This is a genomic window from Alteromonas antoniana (assembly GCF_019249295.1).
Classification (GTDB): domain Bacteria; phylum Pseudomonadota; class Gammaproteobacteria; order Enterobacterales; family Alteromonadaceae; genus Alteromonas; species Alteromonas antoniana.
Genome location: NZ_JAESDH010000007.1, coordinates 100,568 through 122,778, shown reverse-complemented (window position 1 = coordinate 122,778; position 22,211 = coordinate 100,568). Strand labels below are relative to the sequence as shown.

The 22,211-nt window shown below is 47.5% G+C and carries 22 protein-coding genes and 1 tRNA gene; 6 read left to right on the top strand and 17 right to left on the bottom strand.

The window, feature by feature from the left end:
* Window positions 1-28: 28 nt before the first annotated feature.
* From JKP77_RS07960 to JKP77_RS07935, 6 genes are all read right to left on the bottom strand, one after another.
* Window positions 29-913, bottom strand: coding sequence for a mechanosensitive ion channel family protein (locus JKP77_RS07960; RefSeq protein ID WP_246601130.1), 885 nt, complete (start codon window positions 911-913; stop codon window positions 29-31).
* A 99-nt stretch (window positions 914-1,012) separates the two neighbouring features.
* A complete protein-coding gene (locus JKP77_RS07955) occupies window positions 1,013-2,260 on the bottom strand; it encodes a glutamate-5-semialdehyde dehydrogenase (RefSeq protein ID WP_218310655.1) in 1,248 nt (415 codons plus the stop codon).
* Window positions 2,257-3,366 (bottom strand): glutamate 5-kinase, encoded by a 1,110-nt coding sequence (gene proB / locus JKP77_RS07950; RefSeq protein WP_218310654.1) that lies wholly within the window; start codon window positions 3,364-3,366, stop codon window positions 2,257-2,259. The genes JKP77_RS07955 and proB overlap by 4 nt, the downstream gene beginning before the upstream one ends.
* Window positions 3,367-3,380: 14 nt before the next feature.
* Window positions 3,381-4,880, bottom strand: coding sequence for a sodium/proline symporter PutP (putP, locus tag JKP77_RS07945; RefSeq protein WP_218310653.1), 1,500 nt, complete (start codon window positions 4,878-4,880; stop codon window positions 3,381-3,383).
* Between the two features lie 334 nt (window positions 4,881-5,214).
* Window positions 5,215-6,216 carry a DNA topoisomerase IB gene (locus JKP77_RS07940; RefSeq protein ID WP_218310652.1) on the bottom strand — a complete coding sequence of 334 codons (1,002 nt, stop codon included), beginning with the start codon at window positions 6,214-6,216 and terminating at the stop codon, window positions 5,215-5,217.
* A gap of 6 nt (window positions 6,217-6,222) precedes the next feature.
* The gene (locus JKP77_RS07935) at window positions 6,223-6,744 is read right to left on the bottom strand and encodes a hypothetical protein (RefSeq protein WP_218310651.1); all 522 of its coding nucleotides are present in this window, start codon (window positions 6,742-6,744) and stop codon (window positions 6,223-6,225) included.
* 496 nt (window positions 6,745-7,240) lie between these two features.
* On the opposite strand from JKP77_RS07935, the gene JKP77_RS07930 reads away from it, so the two are divergent.
* Complete coding sequence (locus JKP77_RS07930) at window positions 7,241-7,795, top strand: hypothetical protein (RefSeq protein ID WP_218310650.1); 555 nt, start codon at window positions 7,241-7,243, stop codon at window positions 7,793-7,795.
* 148 nt (window positions 7,796-7,943) lie between these two features.
* Here the strand turns inward: JKP77_RS07930 and JKP77_RS07925 are convergent, their stop codons facing one another.
* Both JKP77_RS07925 and JKP77_RS07920 read right to left on the bottom strand, forming a co-directional pair.
* The gene (locus JKP77_RS07925; protein ID WP_218310649.1) at window positions 7,944-8,633 is read right to left on the bottom strand and encodes an SDR family NAD(P)-dependent oxidoreductase; all 690 of its coding nucleotides are present in this window, start codon (window positions 8,631-8,633) and stop codon (window positions 7,944-7,946) included.
* A complete protein-coding gene (locus JKP77_RS07920; RefSeq protein WP_218310648.1) occupies window positions 8,633-9,187 on the bottom strand; it encodes a DUF2878 domain-containing protein in 555 nt (184 codons plus the stop codon). The genes JKP77_RS07925 and JKP77_RS07920 overlap by 1 nt, the downstream gene beginning before the upstream one ends.
* Window positions 9,188-9,290: 103 nt before the next feature.
* On the opposite strand from JKP77_RS07920, the gene JKP77_RS07915 reads away from it, so the two are divergent.
* From JKP77_RS07915 to JKP77_RS07895, 5 genes are all read left to right on the top strand, one after another.
* The gene (locus JKP77_RS07915; RefSeq protein WP_218310647.1) at window positions 9,291-10,928 is read left to right on the top strand and encodes a diacylglycerol kinase family protein; all 1,638 of its coding nucleotides are present in this window, start codon (window positions 9,291-9,293) and stop codon (window positions 10,926-10,928) included.
* 92 nt (window positions 10,929-11,020) lie between these two features.
* A complete protein-coding gene (gene gdhA, locus JKP77_RS07910; protein WP_218310646.1) occupies window positions 11,021-12,361 on the top strand; it encodes an NADP-specific glutamate dehydrogenase in 1,341 nt (446 codons plus the stop codon).
* Between the two features lie 167 nt (window positions 12,362-12,528).
* Entirely contained in the window at window positions 12,529-12,969 is a 441-nt protein-coding gene (locus JKP77_RS07905) for a hemerythrin domain-containing protein (protein ID WP_218310645.1), read from the top strand.
* Window positions 12,970-13,038: 69 nt separating this feature from the next.
* Window positions 13,039-13,215, top strand: a complete 177-nt coding sequence (locus tag JKP77_RS07900; RefSeq protein WP_218310644.1) for a DUF1328 family protein — start codon at window positions 13,039-13,041, stop codon at window positions 13,213-13,215.
* 9 nt (window positions 13,216-13,224) lie between these two features.
* Window positions 13,225-14,550 carry a DUF2254 domain-containing protein gene (locus JKP77_RS07895; RefSeq protein ID WP_218310643.1) on the top strand — a complete coding sequence of 442 codons (1,326 nt, stop codon included), beginning with the start codon at window positions 13,225-13,227 and terminating at the stop codon, window positions 14,548-14,550.
* Here the strand turns inward: JKP77_RS07895 and JKP77_RS07890 are convergent.
* From JKP77_RS07890 to glmM, 9 genes are all read right to left on the bottom strand, one after another.
* The gene (locus tag JKP77_RS07890; RefSeq protein ID WP_218310642.1) at window positions 14,534-14,692 is read right to left on the bottom strand and encodes a YqaE/Pmp3 family membrane protein; all 159 of its coding nucleotides are present in this window, start codon (window positions 14,690-14,692) and stop codon (window positions 14,534-14,536) included. The genes JKP77_RS07895 and JKP77_RS07890 overlap by 17 nt on opposite strands.
* Before the next feature lie 75 nt (window positions 14,693-14,767).
* Window positions 14,768-15,142: a group I truncated hemoglobin gene (locus JKP77_RS07885; protein WP_338024851.1), complete on the bottom strand. Its 375-nt coding sequence runs from the start codon at window positions 15,140-15,142 to the stop codon at window positions 14,768-14,770.
* Between the two features lie 41 nt (window positions 15,143-15,183).
* The gene (locus JKP77_RS07880; protein WP_218310641.1) at window positions 15,184-16,020 is read right to left on the bottom strand and encodes a DUF3034 family protein; all 837 of its coding nucleotides are present in this window, start codon (window positions 16,018-16,020) and stop codon (window positions 15,184-15,186) included.
* Between the two features lies 1 nt (window position 16,021).
* Complete coding sequence (locus tag JKP77_RS07875) at window positions 16,022-18,370, bottom strand: sensor domain-containing phosphodiesterase (RefSeq protein ID WP_218310640.1); 2,349 nt, start codon at window positions 18,368-18,370, stop codon at window positions 16,022-16,024.
* A 3-nt stretch (window positions 18,371-18,373) separates the two neighbouring features.
* Entirely contained in the window at window positions 18,374-18,943 is a 570-nt protein-coding gene (locus JKP77_RS07870; protein ID WP_218310639.1) for a methylamine utilization protein, read from the bottom strand.
* A 569-nt stretch (window positions 18,944-19,512) separates the two neighbouring features.
* Window positions 19,513-19,598, bottom strand: a tRNA-Leu gene (locus JKP77_RS07865).
* A 7-nt stretch (window positions 19,599-19,605) separates the two neighbouring features.
* Window positions 19,606-19,995, bottom strand: coding sequence for a preprotein translocase subunit SecG (secG, locus tag JKP77_RS07860; RefSeq protein ID WP_218310638.1), 390 nt, complete (start codon window positions 19,993-19,995; stop codon window positions 19,606-19,608).
* A 7-nt stretch (window positions 19,996-20,002) separates the two neighbouring features.
* Window positions 20,003-20,758, bottom strand: coding sequence for a triose-phosphate isomerase (gene tpiA, locus JKP77_RS07855; RefSeq protein ID WP_218310637.1), 756 nt, complete (start codon window positions 20,756-20,758; stop codon window positions 20,003-20,005).
* 95 nt (window positions 20,759-20,853) lie between these two features.
* Entirely contained in the window at window positions 20,854-22,197 is a 1,344-nt protein-coding gene (gene glmM / locus JKP77_RS07850; protein ID WP_218310636.1) for a phosphoglucosamine mutase, read from the bottom strand.
* Window positions 22,198-22,211 lie beyond the last annotated feature (14 nt).

The following is a 22,211-nucleotide window of genomic DNA, read 5'->3' as shown; positions in this document are numbered from 1 at the left end:
CAATAACACACCGGTAGCGATTTGCTACTCACGCCGAAGCTTCATCCACTAGCCGTATCTGGTCTTCATCCTCTTTTATGGCCTTAAACCACAAACTCATCCAGTCAGAGCTGATTTTAGACTGCAGTTCCTGCGCTTCTGTGGTCGGACAGAATATAGAGACTGACACCACAACTTTCGCCAGTTCGTTCGTTTCAAGCAATATATCAGGATCGATTTGAATAAACTCCTGCTCAAGATGACGCTCAATAAGCCCTTTATAACGCTCTGCAACGTCGCGGAAATACTCGCAATGAGCCTGTGCTCTGGCTGAAAATGCCGGTAGGATCCGATACGGGTTCACGGTTGGCTCGTTCACAATCTGAAAACTGTGAAGCTTATAGCGTCGCAGGAAGTTAAGATTCCGTACCGTTTGGGTGACGAGCTGGCTGTTTGGCACGTAAACGTGCTTACCGGTATAGTTAAACGTATCCGGGTCAACCTCCAGTAGCGCTGTCTTTGCCCAGTCCATTTCGACCACTTCACCCACAATATTGTTCATCTGGATCCAGTCGCCGACCCGGAACGGGCGCGCACCAAGATAATAAATGAACCCCATAAAACACTGAATGAACTCGCGGGTCGCCAGTACAATCGCCACCATAAAGGCGGCAATGGAAATGGCCAGCGTCTGAATTTCTGACGACCAGATCATCATCAGCGCAATAATGATAAATGCATTTCCCAATTGTTCGAGAATGTTTATCTGATTACGCCTGTCATGGCCTTTCTTTGAGCTTTGCTTGCGTATGACTTTGAGTACGAGCCGTTTAAACACGTGCAGCAATACTACTACCAACACTGAAGTCAGTAGCTTGTAATCAAGCATGAAGGCGGAAACCTCTAGCCACAATGCATTGATGTCATACTTCATCGACGCGCGCGCTCCTGTAGTCCTGTATAAAAAAAACTCCGGTCACTGACCGGAGTTTTTCATTATGAATCAAAGTGCTCTGACGAACAATGCCAACCGCTAGTCGCGAATTTGACCTTCGCCATTTACCAGATACTTTTCGGTTGTCAGCGACTCCAGCCCCATTGGGCCGTAGGCGTGCAATTTAGTGGTCGCAATACCGATTTCAGCACCGAGCCCCAACTGGCTGCCGTCGGAGAAGCGCGAAGAAGCATTTACCATTACCACGGATGCATCTACTGTACGCTGGAATCGCTGGGCAGCAGCCGTGTCTTTGGTAGAAATTACTTCAGTGTGGTTACTACCGAATGTGGCAATGTGGTCCAGCGCCATATCGATATCGTCAACGACACGAATTGCAATTTCCAATCCCAGGTACTCTTCACCGTATTGGTCATCAGCAATCACATCTGCATCGTCAAAATATTCTGCACCAACCTGATTGACGTGAACCTTCACATCTTTTTCTTTAAATGCCTGGGCTACACGTGGCAGGAAATCACCAGCGACAGCTTTGTGAACTAACAAACCTTCAAGCGCGTTACACACGCCCGTACGCTGGGTCTTGCCGTTTAACAGCAATTCCATCGCATTGTCCAGGTCAGCCTCTTTATCTACATAAAGATGGCAAACCCCTTTAAAGTGCTGAATTACCGGCACTTTGGCATTGTCAGTAACATAATTGATCAACCCTTCCCCACCGCGAGGAATGATCACGTCAATATAGTCACGCTGCTCCATCAATTCCTGCATTAAAGCGCGGTCCGGGTTTGGCACAACAGTAATCAGTGCACGCGGTAAACCGTGTTTCTCAAGTACGTCCTGCAACAGATTGGCAATGGCAAGGCTGGTATCCAGCGCTTCTTTACCACCACGCAAGATAACGGCGTTACCCGATTTGAAACACAGCGCGCCAGCGTCAGCAGTCACATTTGGACGCGCTTCATAAATCATACACACCACACCAAGCGGGATGCGCATTTTCTGAATATCAATGCCGTTTGGGCGCTTGCCCATGGAGCGTGTCTGACCCACAGGATCATCCAGACTGATAATAGTCTCTATACCTTGCGCCATATCTTCAATACGGCTCTCGTTAAGAATCAATCTGTCGACCATCGCAGCGTCCAGGTTGTTTTGCTTCGCGCGTTCCACTTCCTTGACGTTTACATTTACGATTTTTTGCGTATTGCTACGAATGGCTTCTGCCATATCTTTTAAAACCGCATTTTTCTTAGCTTCATCAAGCACTGCCAGTGTCTTGGCTGCGGTTTTTGCTTCTCGTGCTAATTCTGTAATGATGCTCATTCTTTCTCCAAATTTGCTATATGCTGTTCTGAAATAATCGGTCCGGTCTTCTCTTCAAACTCGGTGGCGAACTCTTCACTGTCCTGCTTGGCAATGAAGTTCAGCAGACAACTGCTGTAGTTCGATTTCGCTTTCACCAGTTTGGTACCGTCGTCCTTTCTTACCAGGATCGTGTCACCAACAGAAAACTCACCTTTAACACCAATTATTTCACTACTTGTTAATTGCTCTGCATCACTTTCCAGTGATACATCAAAATCACTTTGTACAATGACTTCACCCTGCGCATTCGATGTGTGACGCATCCAATGCACGTTTTCCTGCATAGGTTTGTCATAAGGCTGGAAGTGTGTTCCCGGGTTCTGACCCTCCAGCAACATGTTAAACGACAGTTCAGTAAAGCCGTTGATAATGAACGTGTCGATACCATGTGATACGGCTTTTTCTGCCGCTTCGATCTTCGTTCTCATACCGCCGGTACCCACGCCATCTGCAGCGGCACCGCCCGCCATGGCGTAAATACTCTCATCGATATTTTCAACCCACTTAAGCAGTTCCGCATCGTCGTGCTCATGCGGGTTCTTATTATATAACCCGTCAATGTCAGAACAGATGATCAGGGCGTCAGCCTCTGCAGCCGATGCCACCATCGCGGACAGGTTATCGTTGTCACCAACTTTCAGCTTATCCGTTGTTACCGTATCGTTTTCATTAACAATAGGCAGAATCCCGTGGTCGAGCAGGCTGTCGATTGTGTCGCGAACGCTGACATAGCGCTCACGGTCGCGCAAATCGCCGTGCGTGAGCAGAATTTGCGCAGAGGGAAAATCAAACAATCTGTCCCACGTGGCCATCATCTCTGTCTGACCTGCCGCCGCCATTGCCTTTTTCACCGCAATATTTGTTTTCTCTTCTTCGGTAAATAAGTGGGAACCTGCAGCAACCGAACCGGACGACACCAGTACCACCTGCGTACCGTTGGCTCGACATTTGACAATAAATTGCGCGATGCTCAGCAAATAATGGCTACTACAGCCTTGTTTATTTGGTGCAATCAGCGCACTCCCTACTTTTATAACTACCCGTTTCCAGTTTGGAAAACTCATATCTCTATATCACCTTACGCTTGTTGATTCGCTAATTGCTGACCTGCTTCTTCGAACGTCTCACGAACCTCATCTGAAGGTGAAGACGTGACAGCAGATACCAGCCACAATGTTGCTGAGCTGATAATGAAACCCGGTACAATCTCATATATGACACTACTTAACGTGGCGCCGTTTTCCAGCACCGGTGCATATATCCAGAACAGTACCGTTACAGCACCACTAATAATTCCTGCTAACGCTGCAGTATGCGTTAAATTCTTTTTATACAGACAAAACAGCACTAATGGACCAAAAGCGGCTCCAAATCCTGCCCAGGCATTACTCACTAACGACAATATAGTATTAGAGGAATCCAGAGACAGCAGTAACGCCACTATCGCTACACCGGCCACACCGAAACGTCCGATTTTCACTGTTGTTTTTTCATCTACTTCTTGTTTCGAAAAAACCCGATAAATGTCTTCCGTCAATGAACTTGCTGAAACCAGCAGTTGCGACGAAATGGTACTCATAATTGCTGCCAGTATGGCTGCCATCAGGAAGCCACTGATAAGCGGATGGAACAACAATTGAGAGAACAAAATAAATATAGTCTCTGGATCGTCAACTTGCAGGCCAAACTGATTAGCATAAGCAATGCCGACGAACCCGGTTCCCAGCGCCCCAATAATCGTTACCGTCATCCAGGACATGCCGATATTTCGTGCTGTACCAATTGCCTTGACAGAACGAATTGCCATAAAGCGAACAATTATGTGAGGCTGTCCAAAGTAACCAAGGCCCCACGCCAGGCTGGAAAGCAAGCCGACTGCCGTCAAGGCTTCCCAGGACTCGAAAAATCCCGGCACAGATTCCAGTGCTGATGCATTCATCTGCGCCAGGCTGTCAAATTCAGTATAGGCAACGATTGGTACAAGGATTAGTGCAATAAACATAATGCACCCCTGTACAAAATCCGTCATGCTGACTGCAAGGAATCCGCCCAGCAGTGTATACGAGACAACGACACCTAATGTGATCACTAAGCCCCACTGATATTCAACACCGAACGCACTTTCAAAAAGCTTTCCGCCGGCAACTAGTCCCGCAGATGTATACAACGTGAAAAACATGACAATAATAGCGGCAGACACCATGCGAACAGATGCACTGGACTTTCCGAACCGCTTTGCAAAAAACTCCGGAACAGTTAGTGAATCATCAGCCACTTCGGTATAAACCCGAAGTTTTGGCGCAACCAGTAAATAGTTGGCTAGCGCACCTGCTAACAGGCCAATTGCAATGTACATCGCATCGAAACCAGTAACGAACATCGCTCCGGGCAGCCCCATCAGCATCCAACCGCTCATGTCGGATGCGCCGGCAGATAATGCTGTTACCTGCGGACTGACTTGCCTCCCTCCCAGTATATATCCGGAAATATCACTGGTGGACTGTCGGTATGCGAATAAGCCAATTCCCAGCATTGCCAGGAAATAAAGTGCCAACGAGATGTATCCTTCTACTTGCATGTAACTTATGCACCTCTTATTACTACGTTAAGCGCCCTGAAATTCAAAAATTCAAAGAACGCTAATCATTAGAGCTCTAATTATATAAGGTTAACGAAGATTATTTCAAGCTCAATATTTCGGCAACCCGCGCAAACACTGGCTTTTCGCGTATTTTTACCCAAACACCCGATAAACAACAAAATTATAAAAAGGAATTATTAAGACATTGTTTTATATAAAGAAACAAATGTTTCACGATCACTGTGAAACAAAGTTTCAATCACAACTGAGTGTATTTAAAGTAAAGTTACATTCATTTTTATTCAATATAATCCTGCTTTTATATTGAGGATTAATCAGGATCAATAACTTCGAAAAGTACCTTCTCAATAGCACCTATAGCCTGATCGTCGATCAATTCACCAGGTATACACCCTTTCGTTTGTTCTAGCAGGTACCGACGCTTTTCCGCATTATCGACGGTCTCATACAATTTCGGATGAAGGTAATATTGGCGGCAAACTGAGGGCGTATTACCCAACATTTGCGCGACATGCTTAGTCAGTGTCGTAGACCATTTGCGCTGTCGCTGCTTCTGCAGTATGGCTTCCAATTCCGGCAAACTGAGGAGCGCGTACCGGCTTGCAGTCCAGGTTCGGAAGTCTTTAGCGCTGAATTGAGGATCAAGGTTCTCATGAATAAAAGCGTTCACATCGTCACTGTCGATATCATGCCACTGACCATTATCGTCGGTATAACGAAATAGCGCATATCCTCTGGCTTCCGCGCTTTGTGATACAAGTTCCGCCAATCTGGGATCGTCTACCGTCACGTCACGCGGTTTATTGTGCTTGCCTACAAACGCAAGGTGAACACCTTGCTCGTCATGTACAAAATGCTTTCGCCTGAGCGTCGTTAAACCGAAGGTATTATTTTTTCTGGTGTACTGACGGTTGCCAGCTCGCAGACCGGTGTGGTCCAGTAACAGACAAATAAGTGCAAGACTGCGTTGAGGGGTCCAATCTGATTGCTCTACCCAATCCCAGCAACGTTTTCTAAACTCAGGAAGGGCGTTACTGAATTCGGATAACCGTTTAAATTTTTCTTGTTGTCGCTTTTTGTGCCATTGCTCATGATAAATGTATTGCTTGCGATTTTTAGCATCAAAACCAACAGCCTGTAAATCGGCGCTGGCAGATCGTGCGATGCGAACATTTTTCCAATTAGGAGGGACAACAAGTTTGTCGATTCGCTTTAGTACGCGCTGGCTGGTGACTTTTCTTCCCGAGTCGTAATAATAGGCAAAGCCTCGCCCAACTCTCTTGCGTTCAATATCCTGCTCTACTGCAGCCATTGTCGATTAACAATCAGGTTGCCATTGTCTTGCGACACGGGCGAGGTACTGGCCATGTCGATAAGCCTGGTACATAACATTATCGAGGATTGGGGCATTGCCAACAGAAGATGTCACTTTATTCGCTATGTGTTCGGCTTCCATGCTCTCAATGCCTGATGATAACCAAATCATATTCTGACTGTTACAGAAAAACGAGAAGTCAATCATTGCCCGAAGTGACACCGCTGCAGAATGCGCACTATGGCTAAACCCTGCAGCCAACTTATCCCGCCACAGGCCCGCCTTGTTCTTCAGCGCAGACGCACCGTTAAAGGCATCAATGATTTTGTCCAGTGACTGACTCGACTCAGCTTCAAATACAAAGCCACTGAACTGCTCCAGTTCATCAATATTTGTGATTACGTCCTGTGTACTGAAAAGACTGGTTCGGACACCCTGGCTGGTAATGCCTTCAAGTAACCGACTCGTCGTCTCATCCGTATCTGTGCCGTGTTGATTACAGATTACCGCAAGTGATGCTGACATACTGTTTCTCCTCATAGTCGACCTGAAGAAGTATTGAACTTTCGCCGGCCGATTAACAATATCATTACACCTGCAATACCGGGGCCAATTAACACCTGTTGGTTACCACTAATTTACCTTGTAAAAACAGACAGATATCAAGGCAATACCCCCGACAATGCGCTATTGCCTGCTACGTCAGGTAAAAATTTCATGATTTCTATAAATTGTTCCTGTCACGCCACTTTTCGCTCGTCGCCTTAAGACTACAGATTTTGCTTTTCTTCACATATTCATTGAGTTACGACTTCAGGAATGATTTTTGTATTTATAATATGCAGTCATGCTACAGATACAGCGAGGTATCGTTTCGCTGCATTATGTATCAATGGAGACAACGGAACCGATCTCCCAGACGCTATCGAGCGTAGAACCTATCAGTGTTAACACTATTGACAGCATAAAGAACGGGTTCGATTTTAGTCTCAAATTCAAGCGAAAATGCTGAGGAGGAGCAATGAATACCGTAACGGATCATGAAAACTTTCGCGCAGAACTTATTTCTGCAAAGCATACACAGGTCGCAGCTATATTTAACTCCCAACAGGAGGCGAGTAATTCGGCTAGTGAACTGACGAAAAACACCGCCGTGAAGGCAAGTCAGATAACCTTGGTCGACCCAAATGATAACAAGCTCAGTCAGAAGCTTGAGGGACCAAGTAAGCCCATTGGAAAATCGATGTGGCACTCGCATCTGGCGCTCGGTGGAGCAGGCCTTGTTGCCGGCTTGATTGCGGCTTTCTTTCTAACTCAGTTTGGACCTGCCCTCACACAGCAGAATCCATTGTTCACTTACATTGCACTTATTAGTCCGGGACTTTTCATCGGGCTTTTCATCGCAGGTCTGATTGGACTGCGCCCAGACAGGACGGAAATTATTAACACCGTACGTCATGCTGTAAAGGAACGTCGATACGCACTTATTATCAATCTGAAAGATAGCCAGTCTGTAAAAACAGTCACAGAAGCGCTTAGCAAAAGCAGCAACAAGGTTGTTGAAGCGGTGAAGTGAATGTTCCATTAATGGCAAAAGTGACGCGGGCAGCATGTTTTAATGCTGTCCTTTTTATTACCTTAACCCTGTTTGCCGTATATGCCGAAATTAACCAGAGAAGGAGCATGCCACCAACGTGATAATCAGCTCCATCCGGGCAACACGTTTACCAGTTAATCTCTTTTTTATCTCGGAAAAATTTTCCGTTAGGTTTATCGTCTTCCAGCGTACCCAGCCAAACAATCGTGTCAGCCCCTTTTTCCGGCGACCGTGGGGCATCAGATCCCCCCATCCGCGTATGCACCCAGCCGGGACAAACGCTGTTTATGGTGACATTGCTATCACCATCCAATGACCCGGCAACGTTTTTAGTCAGCGCATTCAGCGCAGCTTTACTTACCGCGTACGCAAGTGGCCCCTCCATGCCCTCATGAAATGATCCCCAGCCTGATGACACATTGATGATCCGACCAAAGCCTCGCTCTTTCATTCCTGGCAACACTTGCTGAATGAGCGTTAGCGGTGCGTTCACGTTCACTTGCATTGTGCTGTTGAAATCATCCAGTGAGAGCGAGGATAACTCACTGTCCTCCATGACGCCGGCATTGTTTACCAGAATATCAATCCCTCCAAAAACCGCCTCGGCACGTACGAACGGGTCAATGATAGCCTGTTCATTGTTCAGGCTGATTTCTACAACGTGTACATCTCCACCCACAATGTCTTCTTTGACTTCGTTGCCTGCATCCTCATCTCTGCATCCCAAGAGAACCTTATAGCCTGCTTTGGCAAAGCCTCTGACTACTTCTAGTCCGATCCCCCGGTTGCCGCCGGTCACAAAAACGGTTTTAGTCATTACGAATCTCCCTGTTTTGCTGATGAAGTGTTAGATGTTTCTGACCACACTGACTCTGCCCGTTTGCTCAACCAGACAGCGAATGGAAATATGATGGCCCAAATAGGACTAAGGATGAGCATTGTTGTTGTCATGCCCATTTCGAACTCAACGGCGCCAAGCCTTGCTCCCGCTGCATAGCTTACAGGGCCAAAGATCGCACCGCCGGCAACAGACACCCAAAAATGATTTCTGAAGTATCCCAAACTGTGCCGCAATGTGCCGGCGAAGCCAGCCCAGAGTGCCAATAACCACCAGGGTATGACTAAACCATAATTCGGCGTTGTGAAGGTGAAAACACCACTGAGAGTAAGCGCTCCGTCTACCACGAGACCAACGATAATCACACCAAGTATCAAGATGCCATCGCACCGAGGGTCGTCACTGAAAATAAAAAAAGCGAATAAAAGTAGTCCAACTAACCAGAGGTATTCGTACTGGAAAAGGATTGCGAGCAACCAGATGGCCTGAAACCAGACGAAATTTACAATATGTCTGCGAGTTTCTGAAGTCATGTAAAACGCTCATTTCGATAGTAAATGGGATACTTCCCTTGGTACTGACAAGTTGTCTCAGAAGTTCAGTCATTTGGATAAATGATAATAAGGAGGTTTTGGAATGAAAATGGTGAAATGGTACGTACTCGGTGCAATTGTGGCCGGCTTACTCACCTGGTTTATTCCTGTCTGGTTATTGAAAATTTTGTTTGGCTGGACGTGCTTTTCATTAATTGCTGTAAGTAGTGCTTATCTTCTGAATTACCCTGAGTTGTTCAGGAAACGCGAGGACGGCTCTATTCCTATCTACATCCGTTGGGTCTTTATTCCGTTTTTGCTGGGAACGGGCGCTTACAACAGCTGGGCAAGAAAAACCGATAAAGTGCCCGCAATACAGAAAATTGACGAGCAGCTTTTTCTGGCTTGCCGTCTGTCCGGCAATGACATTGAAACGCTTACAGAGTATGGGGTGGATGCCATCCTTGATGTGACAGCTGAATTTGACGGTTTAGACTGGACCGCATACCAATGGGATTGTCAGTACCTGAACATCCCTGTTCTCGACCATACCAGCCCCAGTCCGGAGCAACTGAACACCGCAATTAACTGGATTGACCAACAACTAAAAAATAACCACAAAGTGGTTGTTCACTGCGCGCTCGGCAGAGGGCGTTCAGTTCTGGTCATGGCCGCGTATTTACTGGCTCGTGACGAAACGCTGTCAGTCATTGATGCGCTCAACCGCATTCAGTCGGTGCGGGAAACGGCTCGCCTCAATAAACGCCAACTCCATTCATTAAGAAAAGTTAAGCAAGGTGGGCGGCTAAAATTGACCAGAGGCCTGGCACTGATAGCGAATCCGGTTGCCGGGGGAGGCAAATGGCCAGAGGAAAAAAACGATATTCTTGCTCAGCTTAATCCACATTTTCGCGTGACCGTGTTCGAAACAACTGAATCGATTAGCGCGGAGCAACTGGCGGCTAAAGCGGTAAATCAAGGCGCCGATATTGTTGTGGCCTGTGGCGGTGACGGGACGATCACTGAAGTCGCACGAGCCCTGGAAGGCACAAAAGCGACACTGGGTCTTATTCCCCTGGGCACCGCAAATGCGCTAAGCCAGGTACTACATGGCTATTCCAGCAAACTAATGCCCGTTGGTACAGCCTGCGATATCATCGTTGACGGTCATAGTACGGCCATTGATACGGCTATCTGTAATGACAAGCTGATGCTTCTGGTGGCAGCACTGGGTTTTGAGCAACAAATGATTTCCAGTGCGGACAGAGACGAAAAAAATGCCGGCGGCCAGTTTGCCTACCTGCGAGGGCTGTGGGATGCCATTAGCAAAAACGAAGCGCAGGAGTTTGAAGTTCAGTTCGAAGACGAAGAGCCAGTTATCCTGCACTCGCCAAGTCTGGTTATCGCTAATGCCGCGCCGCTTACCACCGCACTGGCTCAGGGTGGAGACATTCCCAGCGTGACCGACGGTAAACTGGATATCACCTGGCTGGAACCACAGGATTCTTCCGAAACGCAGTTCCTGTCTTTAGCTGAACTGGTGTTTCTGTCCAGCGACGCAAAGAAATCATCAAACCGAATACGTCACAAACAGGCGAAATCAGTGCGTATTACCTTACCCCGCAAAATGGAGTATGCGCTTGATGGAGAAATTCAGAGCACTGACACATTAACCATAAGCACGGTACCGGAAAACCTTAATGTTTTTATCAGTAAAGACAGTGACGCCGTCGATAATTAGTGATCGCTACGTCACTGTGACTGGTAGTAAATGGCGGGCTGCAACGATTTGCTTGCAAGGCGAAAACATCTAAACAACAGGTGCTCGAAATTATGTCAAATGAGTCGCAGTACGACACACTGATTTCCTGGCTGGAAACCAATTACCCTAATGAACCCGAATATCATCAGGCTGTTCGGGAAATCGTGAAAGACATTTTGCCGGTTTATCATGTTCATGATGAGTACAAGCAACATAACGTTGTTACCCGCCTGTGTGTACCCGAACGAATCATCCAGTTTTCTATTTTCTGGCAAAACGACAATAATGAAGTCGAAGTCCACCAGGGCTGGCGTGTACAGCATTGCGGTCTTATCGGCCCTTACAAAGGTGGGCTGCGCTTTCACCCCACAGTAAACACGTCCATCCTTAAATTTCTGGCTTTTGAGCAGACATTCAAAAATGCCCTGACCGGTCTACCAATGGGGGGCGCGAAAGGCGGCAGTAACTTTAATCCAAAAGGTCGATCTGACGCGGAAATCATGCGTTTCTGCCAGGCATTCATGATGGAGCTTCATCGACATATTGGTCCTAATACCGATGTTCCGGCAGGAGACATTAATGTTGGAAATCGTGAAATCGGATACCTGTATGGCGCGTACAGGCGCCTCGAAAACCGGTTCGAAGGGGCTATCACCGGAAAGCACCTTGAGTTTGGTGGCAGCCATGTTCGTACAGAGGCAACCGGATTTGGCCTGATTTACATGCTGCAATGCGTATTGGACACCCATGAAGACTCGATGGCAGCTAAACGAATTGTGATCTCAGGTGCCGGAAATGTTGCGTTGCATGCCGCGTTAAAAGCCACCGAACTGGAAGGCAAAGTCATTACACTATCGAACAGCCGTGGGTATTATTTCAATGAAAACGGGCTCAGTCAGGACATGATCCAGTGGGCAATTGCCAACAAGAAGAGCGAAGATAATGTGCTTTGTGCGCTGGCAGACAACTATGGCGGTGAATGGATTAGTGACAAAACGCCATGGAATGTGAAAACGGATATCGCCCTCCCCTGTGCAACACAGAATGAGCTTGATGGAGAAGATGCAAAAGCCTTGCTAAACAACGGCTGCCAGTATGTGCTTGAAGGCGCTAATATGCCCTGCACTGACGATGCTCAGCGTGCATTTGCAGAAGCGCAAATACCTTATGTCCCCGGGAAAGCGTCAAATGCCGGAGGCGTAGCGCTTTCAGGGCTTGAGATGTCACAAAACGCAAAATTCCGTCGTTCGTCTTTTGACAAACTTGACCAGTCATTAAAAGACATCATGCAATCAATACACGAGCAATGTGTTGAAGAAGGTCAGGATTCCGGATGGATAAACTATAGCCGGGGAGCCAACATCGCAGCATTCCGACGCCTGGCCACAGCAATGGTTGCTCAGGGTGTATAGCAGCAAAATGTGCTGCCAGCTTGTAATTGATGCACGGTATTTGAAATGTACCATGCAGAAAGAAAAATAAAACACAATGATAACAAAGGGTTACCATTCCTATTTTTTGGAACGTTTCTCGCAATAGAGTAAGTACGCATTCTTTTTATTGTTGAACGGAGAAAGTCATGAAAATTTTCGAAGCTCTACGTCAGGATCATGAAAAACAGCGTTTACTACTGAAAATCTTAGCTGAAACCAGTGGCGATACGCCGGCCAGACGCGAGTACTACCAGGAACTTAAAGAGCAGCTTGAAAGTCATGCTGTAGCAGAAGAAAGGCACTTTTATTCACCGCTGATGAAGCAGGATCCGGCCGTAGAGTTATCTCGTCACGGTATTGCTGAACATCACGAGATTGATGAGCTGATTGAGAAACTGGATGACACGGACATGAGCTCACCAGCGTGGTTACACCACCTGAAAGCGTTACGTGAAAAAGTTGAGCACCACCTTGCAGATGAAGAACAAGAGTTTTTCCAGGTTGCAGGAAGGTTACTTAACGAACAGGAAAAACAGAAACTCGCCGGCGATTACCGGGATGAGATGAAAGAAGAGTTGCATTCCTAGTCATGAAGAAATGCCTGCGACATTGTCGCGGGCATGTCTAATTTCGCGCAACGCAAAGGAGAAGCCATTATGTTGACGTGGGCTGTTATCTTTCTTATCGCGGCTATTGTGCTGGCCATATTCGGGTTCGGCGGTGCTGCAGGCACCGCAACAGCGATAGCCCAGTTTTTATTTTATATTTTTGCTATTCTACTGGCGATTTCACTGGTATTTTCGTTCTTCAGCTCTATTCGCCGTAAAAGGTAGTTCTCCCCGTTGAATCTGACATCGCTATCTGACAGGCTCAAGCCATATTGGGAATCGCTTAGCACCAGTTACTGGTTTATTCCCATTTGTATGATGCTGGCCTCTGGTATTATTTGTGGCGCCTGCTTGTTTATTGTTCAACGAGCAACCCTGCCCGACTCTTTACTTTTCTTTGTCCCGCTGGTTACCCAGTCCGGCGCGATGCAACTTTTAAGTACGCTTGCCACCGCGATTATTACTGCCACCAGTATTGCGTTTTCGATGACCCTGGTGGCGTTGACGCTAGCATCCTCTCAGTTTGGCCCGAGACTTATCCGCACATTCATGAATGACAGGGGCACACAGGTTGTGTTGGGTACACTGGTATCCACGTTCCTGTTTTGTATGATATCGCTGCATCACATCAGCTCAATTCAGGAAAATCAGGACGCCATTTCATTACTGTGCGCAGTTTCCGTGGTGCTAGGGGTTATTGATGTTGTGGTGATAATTTATTTTATCCACCATGTTTCTACTTCTATTCAGGCAGATCATGTCATTAAACGGTGTTTTGAAGAACTGTGCAGAGATATTTCGGCGTTGTTACCTAAACCAGAATCTCCGGCATCACTACGTGCGATCTCGTCAGAATTAATTACCGGTGCAGAAGAGCAAACCGTGATAAAAGCGACTCGGGAAGGTTATATTCAGAACATCAACTATGATGTACTCACTACGGTAAGAACAGATATCGTTGCCGGTATCGAAGTACTGGGAAGAAGTGGAGATCACGTGTTTCCTGATGCTGAGGTGGTTATAGTCCATAGCCATTGCCCGCTGCCTGACAGTGTGCAAAAGCAGTTTGAACAATACATTATCATCGGTAATAGCCGCACGCCGATACAGGACCCTGAGTTCGCAGTAGGACAGCTTGTTGAAATAGCACTACGAGCGCTGTCGCCGGGAATTAACGATCCGTTTACCGCAATTACCTGCCTGGACAGACTGACATCAGCCTGCATATTGATGTCGCGACGAGAGTTCCCTCATGAGTGCGTGATTAATGAAAGCACCAGTAAGTGGTTAAAGCGTCGTACGTTCACGTTTGAGGGGGTAGTTGATAAGTCTTTTGACCAAATCCGTCAGGCCGGGAAAAAACACGTTGCTATCGGATTGCACATATTGCTATGTCTGGATGTACTTAACGGGCAAACAAATGGGCGATACCACGGCATGTTGTTCGGTCATGCAATCGCAACAAGAGATTTGCTTAAAACAGAACCTCTGGTTCAAAAAGACGATGCCGCTATCGACATCGCCTTTAATCGTTTAAAAGATCCTAGCGGCGCGCAATAATCCAGACAGCATGAATAATGCCCGGAATATAACCTAAAAGCGTTAGCAGGATATTAATCCAAAACTGTGCGCCGATACCGACCTGAAGAAACACCCCCAGTGGCGGCAGTAAAATTGACAAAATTATACGAATAATATCCATGGTCACGTCCTTTTTTTAATAAAAAATGGTCTTCGCACTAAGTATCTGCAAGTTTTTTGCCATTGTCGACGTTTATTATTTATACAACATTTGCGAACGCATTGGCGCTAGCTGTGCAAGGATTTGGTTTTGGTGTCTGTGACTGACGCCGGCCTTGTTCATCGCATTAATTAACAGGTCGACTGTGCGGTTAAAGTCAGTTTCCGTGATATTCATGCCTCCGTGGACCTGTTCCATGGTGTCGCCACTGTAGCTACACGGGCCGCCAGTCACCATACACAACTGTTCAATCAACTTCGCTCGGAAGCGGTCAATGTCACTGCCCTCAAAATAGGCGAGAATAGTGGGGTCATACTCAATTTCATAAATGAAATTATCCACGATTTCAGCCACTTTGGCTTCGCCACCAATATCGTTGTACAGCGAGTCTGACGTAGAAGCACAAGACACTGCCCCTACGCAAAAGACACATAATAATAAGATTCGGCGGATTACCACAGCTGACCTCCTACTGACAAATACAAACCATTTTGATCGGGTGCACCGGCAATACTGCCTAGTTCAGCCCATGCAAGAGTAACGTTAAATGACTTCGAAGGTATGTAAGTGATAAATGCATCCCACCAGTCTTCTTCACCAAGACCAAGATTATCGGGCTTCTGACGATACTCAACTCCTGCAGCAAGATGCCGGTTAAAAAGCACGCCGACACTGCCTTCAAACATAACGTCATAATCGTCGTCGTTCTGCGAGCCAAACCCAAGCAAACCAAGCTGATTTGCCTTTGTTGCCCTGGCCGTGACATTCCACACAAGATTGAAACCTGCTGCAGCGCCTAAGTGCACTTTTGTCGCCACGAGATAGTAATCGGTGCCGTTTTCATCTGCACTGCCCAGCGCATACGCTATCGCACTATCCTGAAGTCGCTTATGCTGAACGCCAGCACTTAACTGAGGAAAGTCGGAATACACAACATCGCCATAAAGCCGGACTTTCATTCCATACACATTTTGCTGTATTTCCCCTCCCAGTGTGGTCAAATCGAAAGTGTGACGGGCAACAGACAACTCGACTCTGTCGTAAAGTGAAAGATTCGCTCCCAGCGCTGTGAGACGATAATCATCCAGATTAACCCGAGTGACGAAAGCACTGGCAGAGGTTTGATCCTGACTGTCATACCCTGATAATGTCGCCCAGGGGACTATCCCGCCGCCTCCGGCGCCCTCCACCTGGTTCAGGCCAGCAGTGCCTATCAGTTTGCCGTCACCGGCAAAACTGGCAGAACTACACAATAGTCCCGCTGCTAATGTTGCTGCCACTCTTCTCATATTACCTCTCTTTCTTGTTCTGATAGGGCGTGACTTCAAGCCAGTCAAACAACACTTCAGCAGATTGTGGTTTGCTGATGAAATACCCCTGGGCAATGTCGCATCCCCACTCCTGAAGCATGACCAGAGAAACTTCGTCCTCTACACCTTCTGCAACGACGTCGAGATCGAAAATATGTGCAAGGCTCAGTACAGTATGAACAATTTGCTGATCATTCTCATCCTTTGCCAGGTTGAGGATAAAGCTTTTATCAATCTTAATTGTTGTGACTGGCAAATGCTTCAAATAAGCCAGAGAAGAGTAGCCGGTACCGAAGTCATCTATTGCAAAGCGGAAGCCAGACGCTTTAAGCTTGCGCATATTTTCAATAGCAAGATCAGCATCTTCAACCAGATCACTCTCCGTAATTTCCAGCTCTAAATCCTGAGGTGTCAGGTCCGCTTCTTCCAGCATCAGAATCAGACGGTCTAATAACGCCGTATTCTGTATATCATGCGAGGACAAATTCATAGCAATACTGAAGGTGTGCCCTTTTGCCCGGAAGCGAGACAAATCGCTGATAGTCTGCCCCATAACCCAGGTCGTCACCTGTTCAATCAGGCCAGCCTGTTCCGCAATTCCGATAAATTCATCGGGAGGAACGAACCCCAGCGCTTCGCTGTTCCAACGTACAAGCGCTTCCATGCTGGTCACTGTCATCGTGTCCAGCGCCAGTTTTGGCTGATACACCATCGATAATTCAGGCCGGTCTGACTGCAGCGAGCGTTTAAGCTCGGTGATAATAGCCAGACGACGCAGGTAGTGTTTTTCCAGGTCATCATCATACTGTACAAGCCAGCTTCCGCTACGATTCGCTTCATCTTTAACGATATTGATTTTACGAAACAAATCCTCAGCTGACTCTGCATCGGCAGGACAATCGAGCAACACCAGCGACACTTTCACTGGAATGGCAACCAGTCCAACCTCTACAGATTGCTCAAGAATGTGTCGAAGCGTCTCAAGCTGCAGTTCGTTAAGTGCAGTCTCCGAGATATACAGGATCTCACCGCCAGCAAGACGCGCTGCCATTCCCGGCCAGCGCGCAAGCCGCTGCGCTGTTACCTGTAGCACTTTGTCACCATTAACGTATCCGTACAGGTCATTAATTGTTCTAAAGCCGTTAACGCTGATAGCAATTACCTGAAAGGACTCGCGGCTTTGCAATCTGGCGCCAATGTGTTCTTCAACATAGTTGCGATTGTATAAGCCGGTGAGCATGTCATGCTGGGCCTGAAAGCGTATGCGCTCTTCGCGGCTTTTCAGGTTACTCTGCATACTGGAAAAGGCATGCGACAAGTCAGAGATTTCTTTTAAATTCCCGGAATCTGGCAACGTCTGTTCGTAATTGCCATCTGCAATGCTGTCGACCGCTTCCACAAGCCGCGAAACCGGGCGGCTGACGCGATGAGACAATAACATCACAACCATCAGCGACACCGCGCTTGCAACCACACTAATAACAACAATGCTGAACAACAGGTTAGCAAAGCCCTGATACTGCTTCGTGACATCAAGGGCAATCGTGATTTCAACCGGAAGGCCATCTAAGCCTATATCTGACATGTCGACCTGTCGGCTGACATAGCTTTCCTTACCGCCGGTAAGAAAATCCAGCCAGTTCAGTCTCTCTGATCCGGTTTGCAGAATATATTGCGCCACTGCAGGCTCAACACTTGATGCAATAGCCAGACGTTCAGCGGTCACATCCGTGGTGGAATGAACGATAACTTCTGCCTGCATGATGTTGCTGATACTGGCCAAATACTGATCGTTAATCTCGTAACCAAACATGGTGTAGGCGATGGTTATCGGCATTTTTACCGGAGAAGCCACTACGTGATACAAGCTGTCGGAGAGGATCAGGAAACCGCTTTCATAATTATCTGAATCGGTTAGTAAAGCCTTGCCATTTTCAGGTAGCTGCTCACCAATCCACTGTTCTTTTGGGGAGGACGCGACCACGTCGCCATTTAACCCGAGGTACGCTGTCCAGTCAGCATCGGTTCTTAGTATGAGCGAATCCAGGTAGCTTTCTGTGGTGGCAATATCATCATTCGCCTGGCCTCTGATGACCGCAGAAATAACACTATACTGCCGACTTGATATGTAGCCTATCTGGCCTATCTTACTGGCCTGCGCCTCCAGCCTGTATTTAAAAATTTCTTTGGCTACATCGATTTCTTTATCAAGGCTATTCTGTACCAGAGAGGCGGTACCATTCCATACGCTAACGAGGATCAAAGTAGCAGTAATTACGATACCACCTAACAGGATCCGAAACAGGCTATGACGTAAGGATATCTGCAACGTCTAATCCCCGAACTTTCGTTTGCCAAACGTTTTGGCTTCGGGCTTTGCAGGCGCCATTAACGTTAAAGTTACCGTGGTTGTCTCTGCGTTCAGCTCCACCACCTTACGGGTGGTTTGCGTCAAATCCAGGTTAGGGTGCCACAAGGTCACTTCTGAAACGTCATCAGGAACATACAGCATACCGTCCTTACCCGACTGACTGTATTCTGAACCGTCATTGACGTAGATGTAGCCGACCATTTGATCGTGTATGTTACAGCCGAGCACGACAATCCCCGAATTAGGGAACTCTACGGGGTCGCTGGGCTCGCCGCTGTACAACTTAATTTCAAACGTTTTGGGAGCAGAGAAACTGTAAACATGGTGGCGAATGTTGTCACTGTTTGGAAATGAGACTTGCTGTCCCTGCTCGATCACTTTCACATGTGGCACAAATTGCCTGCCAACCTGATCCACTATCGCTACATCATTTGAAGATGTTTTAGCCGGTGTCTTTCCCTCCCATGTCGCTATTACATCAGATAAAAGCGTCCCGTTCTGGTCTTCAATACGCAAGGACTTCCCGTTCACATTCGTTACCTGAACAGCAATAAGAAAAACAACTAACTTTACTATTCGACCGGTCTTAATGGCACACCTCTCTGGGCATTCTATTCGTCTTATAAAAATTCAATTTACGCGAGATTTACAGCTATCACAACCTGAGGAAGACAGGATTATCCGGATAGTCGACCAGGCCTTTAACAAATTCGTTGAACGGGCGGTATCTGGTCAACCTCATCATCTAAGACTGGCCGCTTCATAGGAGAATGCCCTGAACGAAACAAACCCTTTCACGGCGAACCATTTTCACCATTCGGATAGAAGACTCAAATCTCCCCAGTTACCCTGCAGTACTTTGCATGTATGGAACCGGCGCCGGTTGCCAGCAACAAACTCGATTATACCGATATTAACAATATTGCAGAATGACATAAGGGCCACTCTACCGCATGGTGTTCTGAATAAGATTACGATGCCCGAACAAACCACAGCACAATACGTTACCATTTTGGCTGTTCATTGCCGGTCCTTCATTTGGGGAGTAACACAGGGAAGTGACAAAACGAAAAAAGCCAGCAATGCTGGCTTTTTCTAATTGGTGCGGAAAGCGGGACTTGAACCCGCACGAGCATAGCTCACTACCCCCTCAAGATAGCGTGTCTACCAATTCCACCACTTCCGCGTATTTCTTAGTTTGGTACGTCAGACTCGTTCTCTGCATCATTGGTTGCAGGAACGTCTGTTGCCGGGGCACTGTCCTGACTGACTGGCACGTCGGCGTCACCTGGTACCTGCTGCTCTGACACAGGCACGTCCATGAATTCAAAATCATCAGCGGCTTTTTCGCGATTCGCCGTAATGTTGCCCAGCGTCAGACTGATACCAAAAAACAAGGTAGCCAGTATGCCTGTGGTACGGGTCATAAAGTTACCTGAACCCGAAGAACCAAATACAGTATTGGAACCGCCAGCACCAAATGAAGCGCCCATGTCTGCGCCTTTACCCTGCTGGATCAGTACAAAGCCGATCAACAATAGTGCGACAATCAGATAAGCGACTAATAGCACTTCGTATAACATAATTACCTCAAATCTTTGCCGACTGGCAAATTGCAATAAAATCGTCTGTTTTCAGACTGGCTCCACCGATTAAACCGCCATCTACGTCAGGTTGACTAAACAACTCCTGCGCATTCGCGGGCTTAACGCTGCCGCCGTATAAAATTCTCATACCCGACGCCACTTCTGCATCGGTCTCAGATAGTTCACCACGAATAAACGCGTGAACATCCTGCGCCTGTTCAGGACTTGCCGTTTTACCGGTACCGATTGCCCAGATTGGCTCGTAAGCAATAACACTTTGGTTAAGCTCACTGGCACTTAACTTACTGGTAAGCGCACTCAGCTGCTCGCGAATAAAACCCTGTACTGCTTGATCACCTGCCTCTCTAACCTCGAGTGGCTCACCAACACAGACGATCGGGGTCAACCCGGCAGACACCACTTTTTCGGCCTTTTCTGCAACGGAATCGCTAGTCTCGCCGTGATCTTCACGACGTTCAGAATGACCGACTATGACGTACTTACAACCCACTTCACTGAGCATATCCACTGATATATCACCAGTATGCGCTCCCTGGTCCAGCGCACTGACGTCCTGAGCGCCGATGGCAAATCGACCTGCACTGAGTGCAGAAAGATAAATCGCCGGAGGACACACAACCACATCAACGCCGTTAGCGTCGTCAGCATTCAGTGCATTGATGAACTCAGCCACAAGTGCCTTATTACCGTTCATCTTCCAGTTTCCCGCTACCAGCGGTTTTCTATTCATAGTCGTCACTTTGCAGACCTTAGCCCTGTCTTAAAGCGGGCGTGATATTAACGATTCCAGATACAATATACAAGAACTAAACGCAAAATACGCCTGACGATCAATTAATTGGCGACTTTACGTACAGCATCTGCGATAAACTCAGCCCATTTCTGCGATGCGGACACCTCGTCGGATTCCACCATCACCCGAATTAAAGGCTCTGTGCCGCTTTTTCGAAGTAGCACACGCCCACGTTTACCCAGCGCTGATTCGGCTTCTGTAACAGCATGTTGCACTTCCTCGGCGCTGAGCGGATCCTGTGAAGACTCCGCAAACCTGACATTCACCAGTGTCTGAGGGTATTTTTCAAACCCGCTGCTTAATTCATGAAGATCCAGATTGCTTCGCAGCATCGCTGCAATAACCTGAAGACCGGCAACAATTCCGTCACCCGTGGACGCCATATTAAGATTCAGTACGTGGCCTGAGTTTTCGCCGCCAATGGACCACCCTTTTTGCTGTAGCAGTTCCATCACATACCGGTCACCTACATTACTGCGCGCAAAGGGTACGCCCAGCTTTGAGAGTGCATTTTCCAGCCCCAGATTACTCATCAGCGTACCGACGACGCCGCCCTGCATTTTGCCATTTTTCAGCGCATCTCTGGCGATAATATACAGAATCTGGTCACCGTCGATAACGTTTCCAAGATTATCCACCATCATTATGCGGTCACCATCACCATCTAGCGCAAACCCGAGATCAGCATTATGCTCAAGCACAGCCTCTACCGTGGCTTTCATCGATGTGGCACCCACCTTTTCGTTGATGTTTAAGCCATTTGGTTTTGTACCGATTTCAATCACCTCGGCACCAAGTTCGGCCAATACATTTGGCGCGATGTGATATGTGGCGCCATGGGCGCAATCTACCACTATCTTCAGACCGGTAAGAGACAATTCTGACGGAAACGTCCCTTTACAAAATTCGATATAGCGCCCTGCTGCATCCTCAATCCGGCTGGCTTTACCTAACTTGTCTGACGCCACGCAGGTCATCGGCTGCTCAAGCATGTCTTCAATCGCCAGCTCAATGTCATCATCGAGTTTAAAGCCATCAGCAGAGAAAAATTTGATACCGTTGTCGTAATACGGGTTATGCGAGGCACTGATCACGATACCCGCTTCAGAACGAAACGTTTTGGTCAGATAAGCAATCGCAGGCGTTGGCATCGGGCCAAGTAATCCAATGTTAATACCCGCGGCAGACAGGCCTGCTTCCAGCGATGACTCCAGCATATAACCAGAAATCCGGGTGTCCTTACCAATAAGTACCTTGTTCGTGCCGCGACCGGCTAACACTTTTCCGGCGGCCCATCCCAGTTTAATTACAAATTCCGGGTTAATTGCACTTTCACCGACCTTTCCCCGGATGCCGTCGGTACCAAAATATTTACGCTGCCCCATGCTGTCACTTCCTG

Excerpts from the sequence above, each read along its gene's own strand:
- JKP77_RS07880 (WP_218310641.1), bottom strand. The coding sequence starts at position 16,020 with ATGAGAAGAGTGGCAGCAACATTAGCAGCGGGACTATTGTGTAGTTCT.
- JKP77_RS07905 (WP_218310645.1), top strand. The coding sequence starts at position 12,529 with ATGAAAATTTTCGAAGCTCTACGTCAGGATCATGAAAAACAGCGTTTA.
- JKP77_RS07925 (WP_218310649.1), bottom strand. The coding sequence starts at position 8,633 with ATGACTAAAACCGTTTTTGTGACCGGCGGCAACCGGGGGATCGGACTA.
- JKP77_RS07940 (WP_218310652.1), bottom strand. The coding sequence starts at position 6,216 with ATGGCTGCAGTAGAGCAGGATATTGAACGCAAGAGAGTTGGGCGAGGC.
- putP (WP_218310653.1), bottom strand. The coding sequence starts at position 4,880 with ATGCAAGTAGAAGGATACATCTCGTTGGCACTTTATTTCCTGGCAATG.
- secG (WP_218310638.1), bottom strand. The coding sequence starts at position 19,995 with ATGTTATACGAAGTGCTATTAGTCGCTTATCTGATTGTCGCACTATTG.
- JKP77_RS07900 (WP_218310644.1), top strand. The coding sequence starts at position 13,039 with ATGTTGACGTGGGCTGTTATCTTTCTTATCGCGGCTATTGTGCTGGCC.
- gdhA (WP_218310646.1), top strand. The coding sequence starts at position 11,021 with ATGTCAAATGAGTCGCAGTACGACACACTGATTTCCTGGCTGGAAACC.
- JKP77_RS07915 (WP_218310647.1), top strand. The coding sequence starts at position 9,291 with ATGAAAATGGTGAAATGGTACGTACTCGGTGCAATTGTGGCCGGCTTA.
- JKP77_RS07955 (WP_218310655.1), bottom strand. The coding sequence starts at position 2,260 with ATGAGCATCATTACAGAATTAGCACGAGAAGCAAAAACCGCAGCCAAG.
- glmM (WP_218310636.1), bottom strand. The coding sequence starts at position 22,197 with ATGGGGCAGCGTAAATATTTTGGTACCGACGGCATCCGGGGAAAGGTC.
- proB (WP_218310654.1), bottom strand. The coding sequence starts at position 3,366 with ATGAGTTTTCCAAACTGGAAACGGGTAGTTATAAAAGTAGGGAGTGCG.
- JKP77_RS07920 (WP_218310648.1), bottom strand. The coding sequence starts at position 9,187 with ATGACTTCAGAAACTCGCAGACATATTGTAAATTTCGTCTGGTTTCAG.
- JKP77_RS07960 (WP_246601130.1), bottom strand. The coding sequence starts at position 913 with ATGAAGTATGACATCAATGCATTGTGGCTAGAGGTTTCCGCCTTCATG.
- JKP77_RS07890 (WP_218310642.1), bottom strand. The coding sequence starts at position 14,692 with ATGGATATTATTCGTATAATTTTGTCAATTTTACTGCCGCCACTGGGG.
- JKP77_RS07935 (WP_218310651.1), bottom strand. The coding sequence starts at position 6,744 with ATGTCAGCATCACTTGCGGTAATCTGTAATCAACACGGCACAGATACG.
- JKP77_RS07930 (WP_218310650.1), top strand. The coding sequence starts at position 7,241 with ATGAATACCGTAACGGATCATGAAAACTTTCGCGCAGAACTTATTTCT.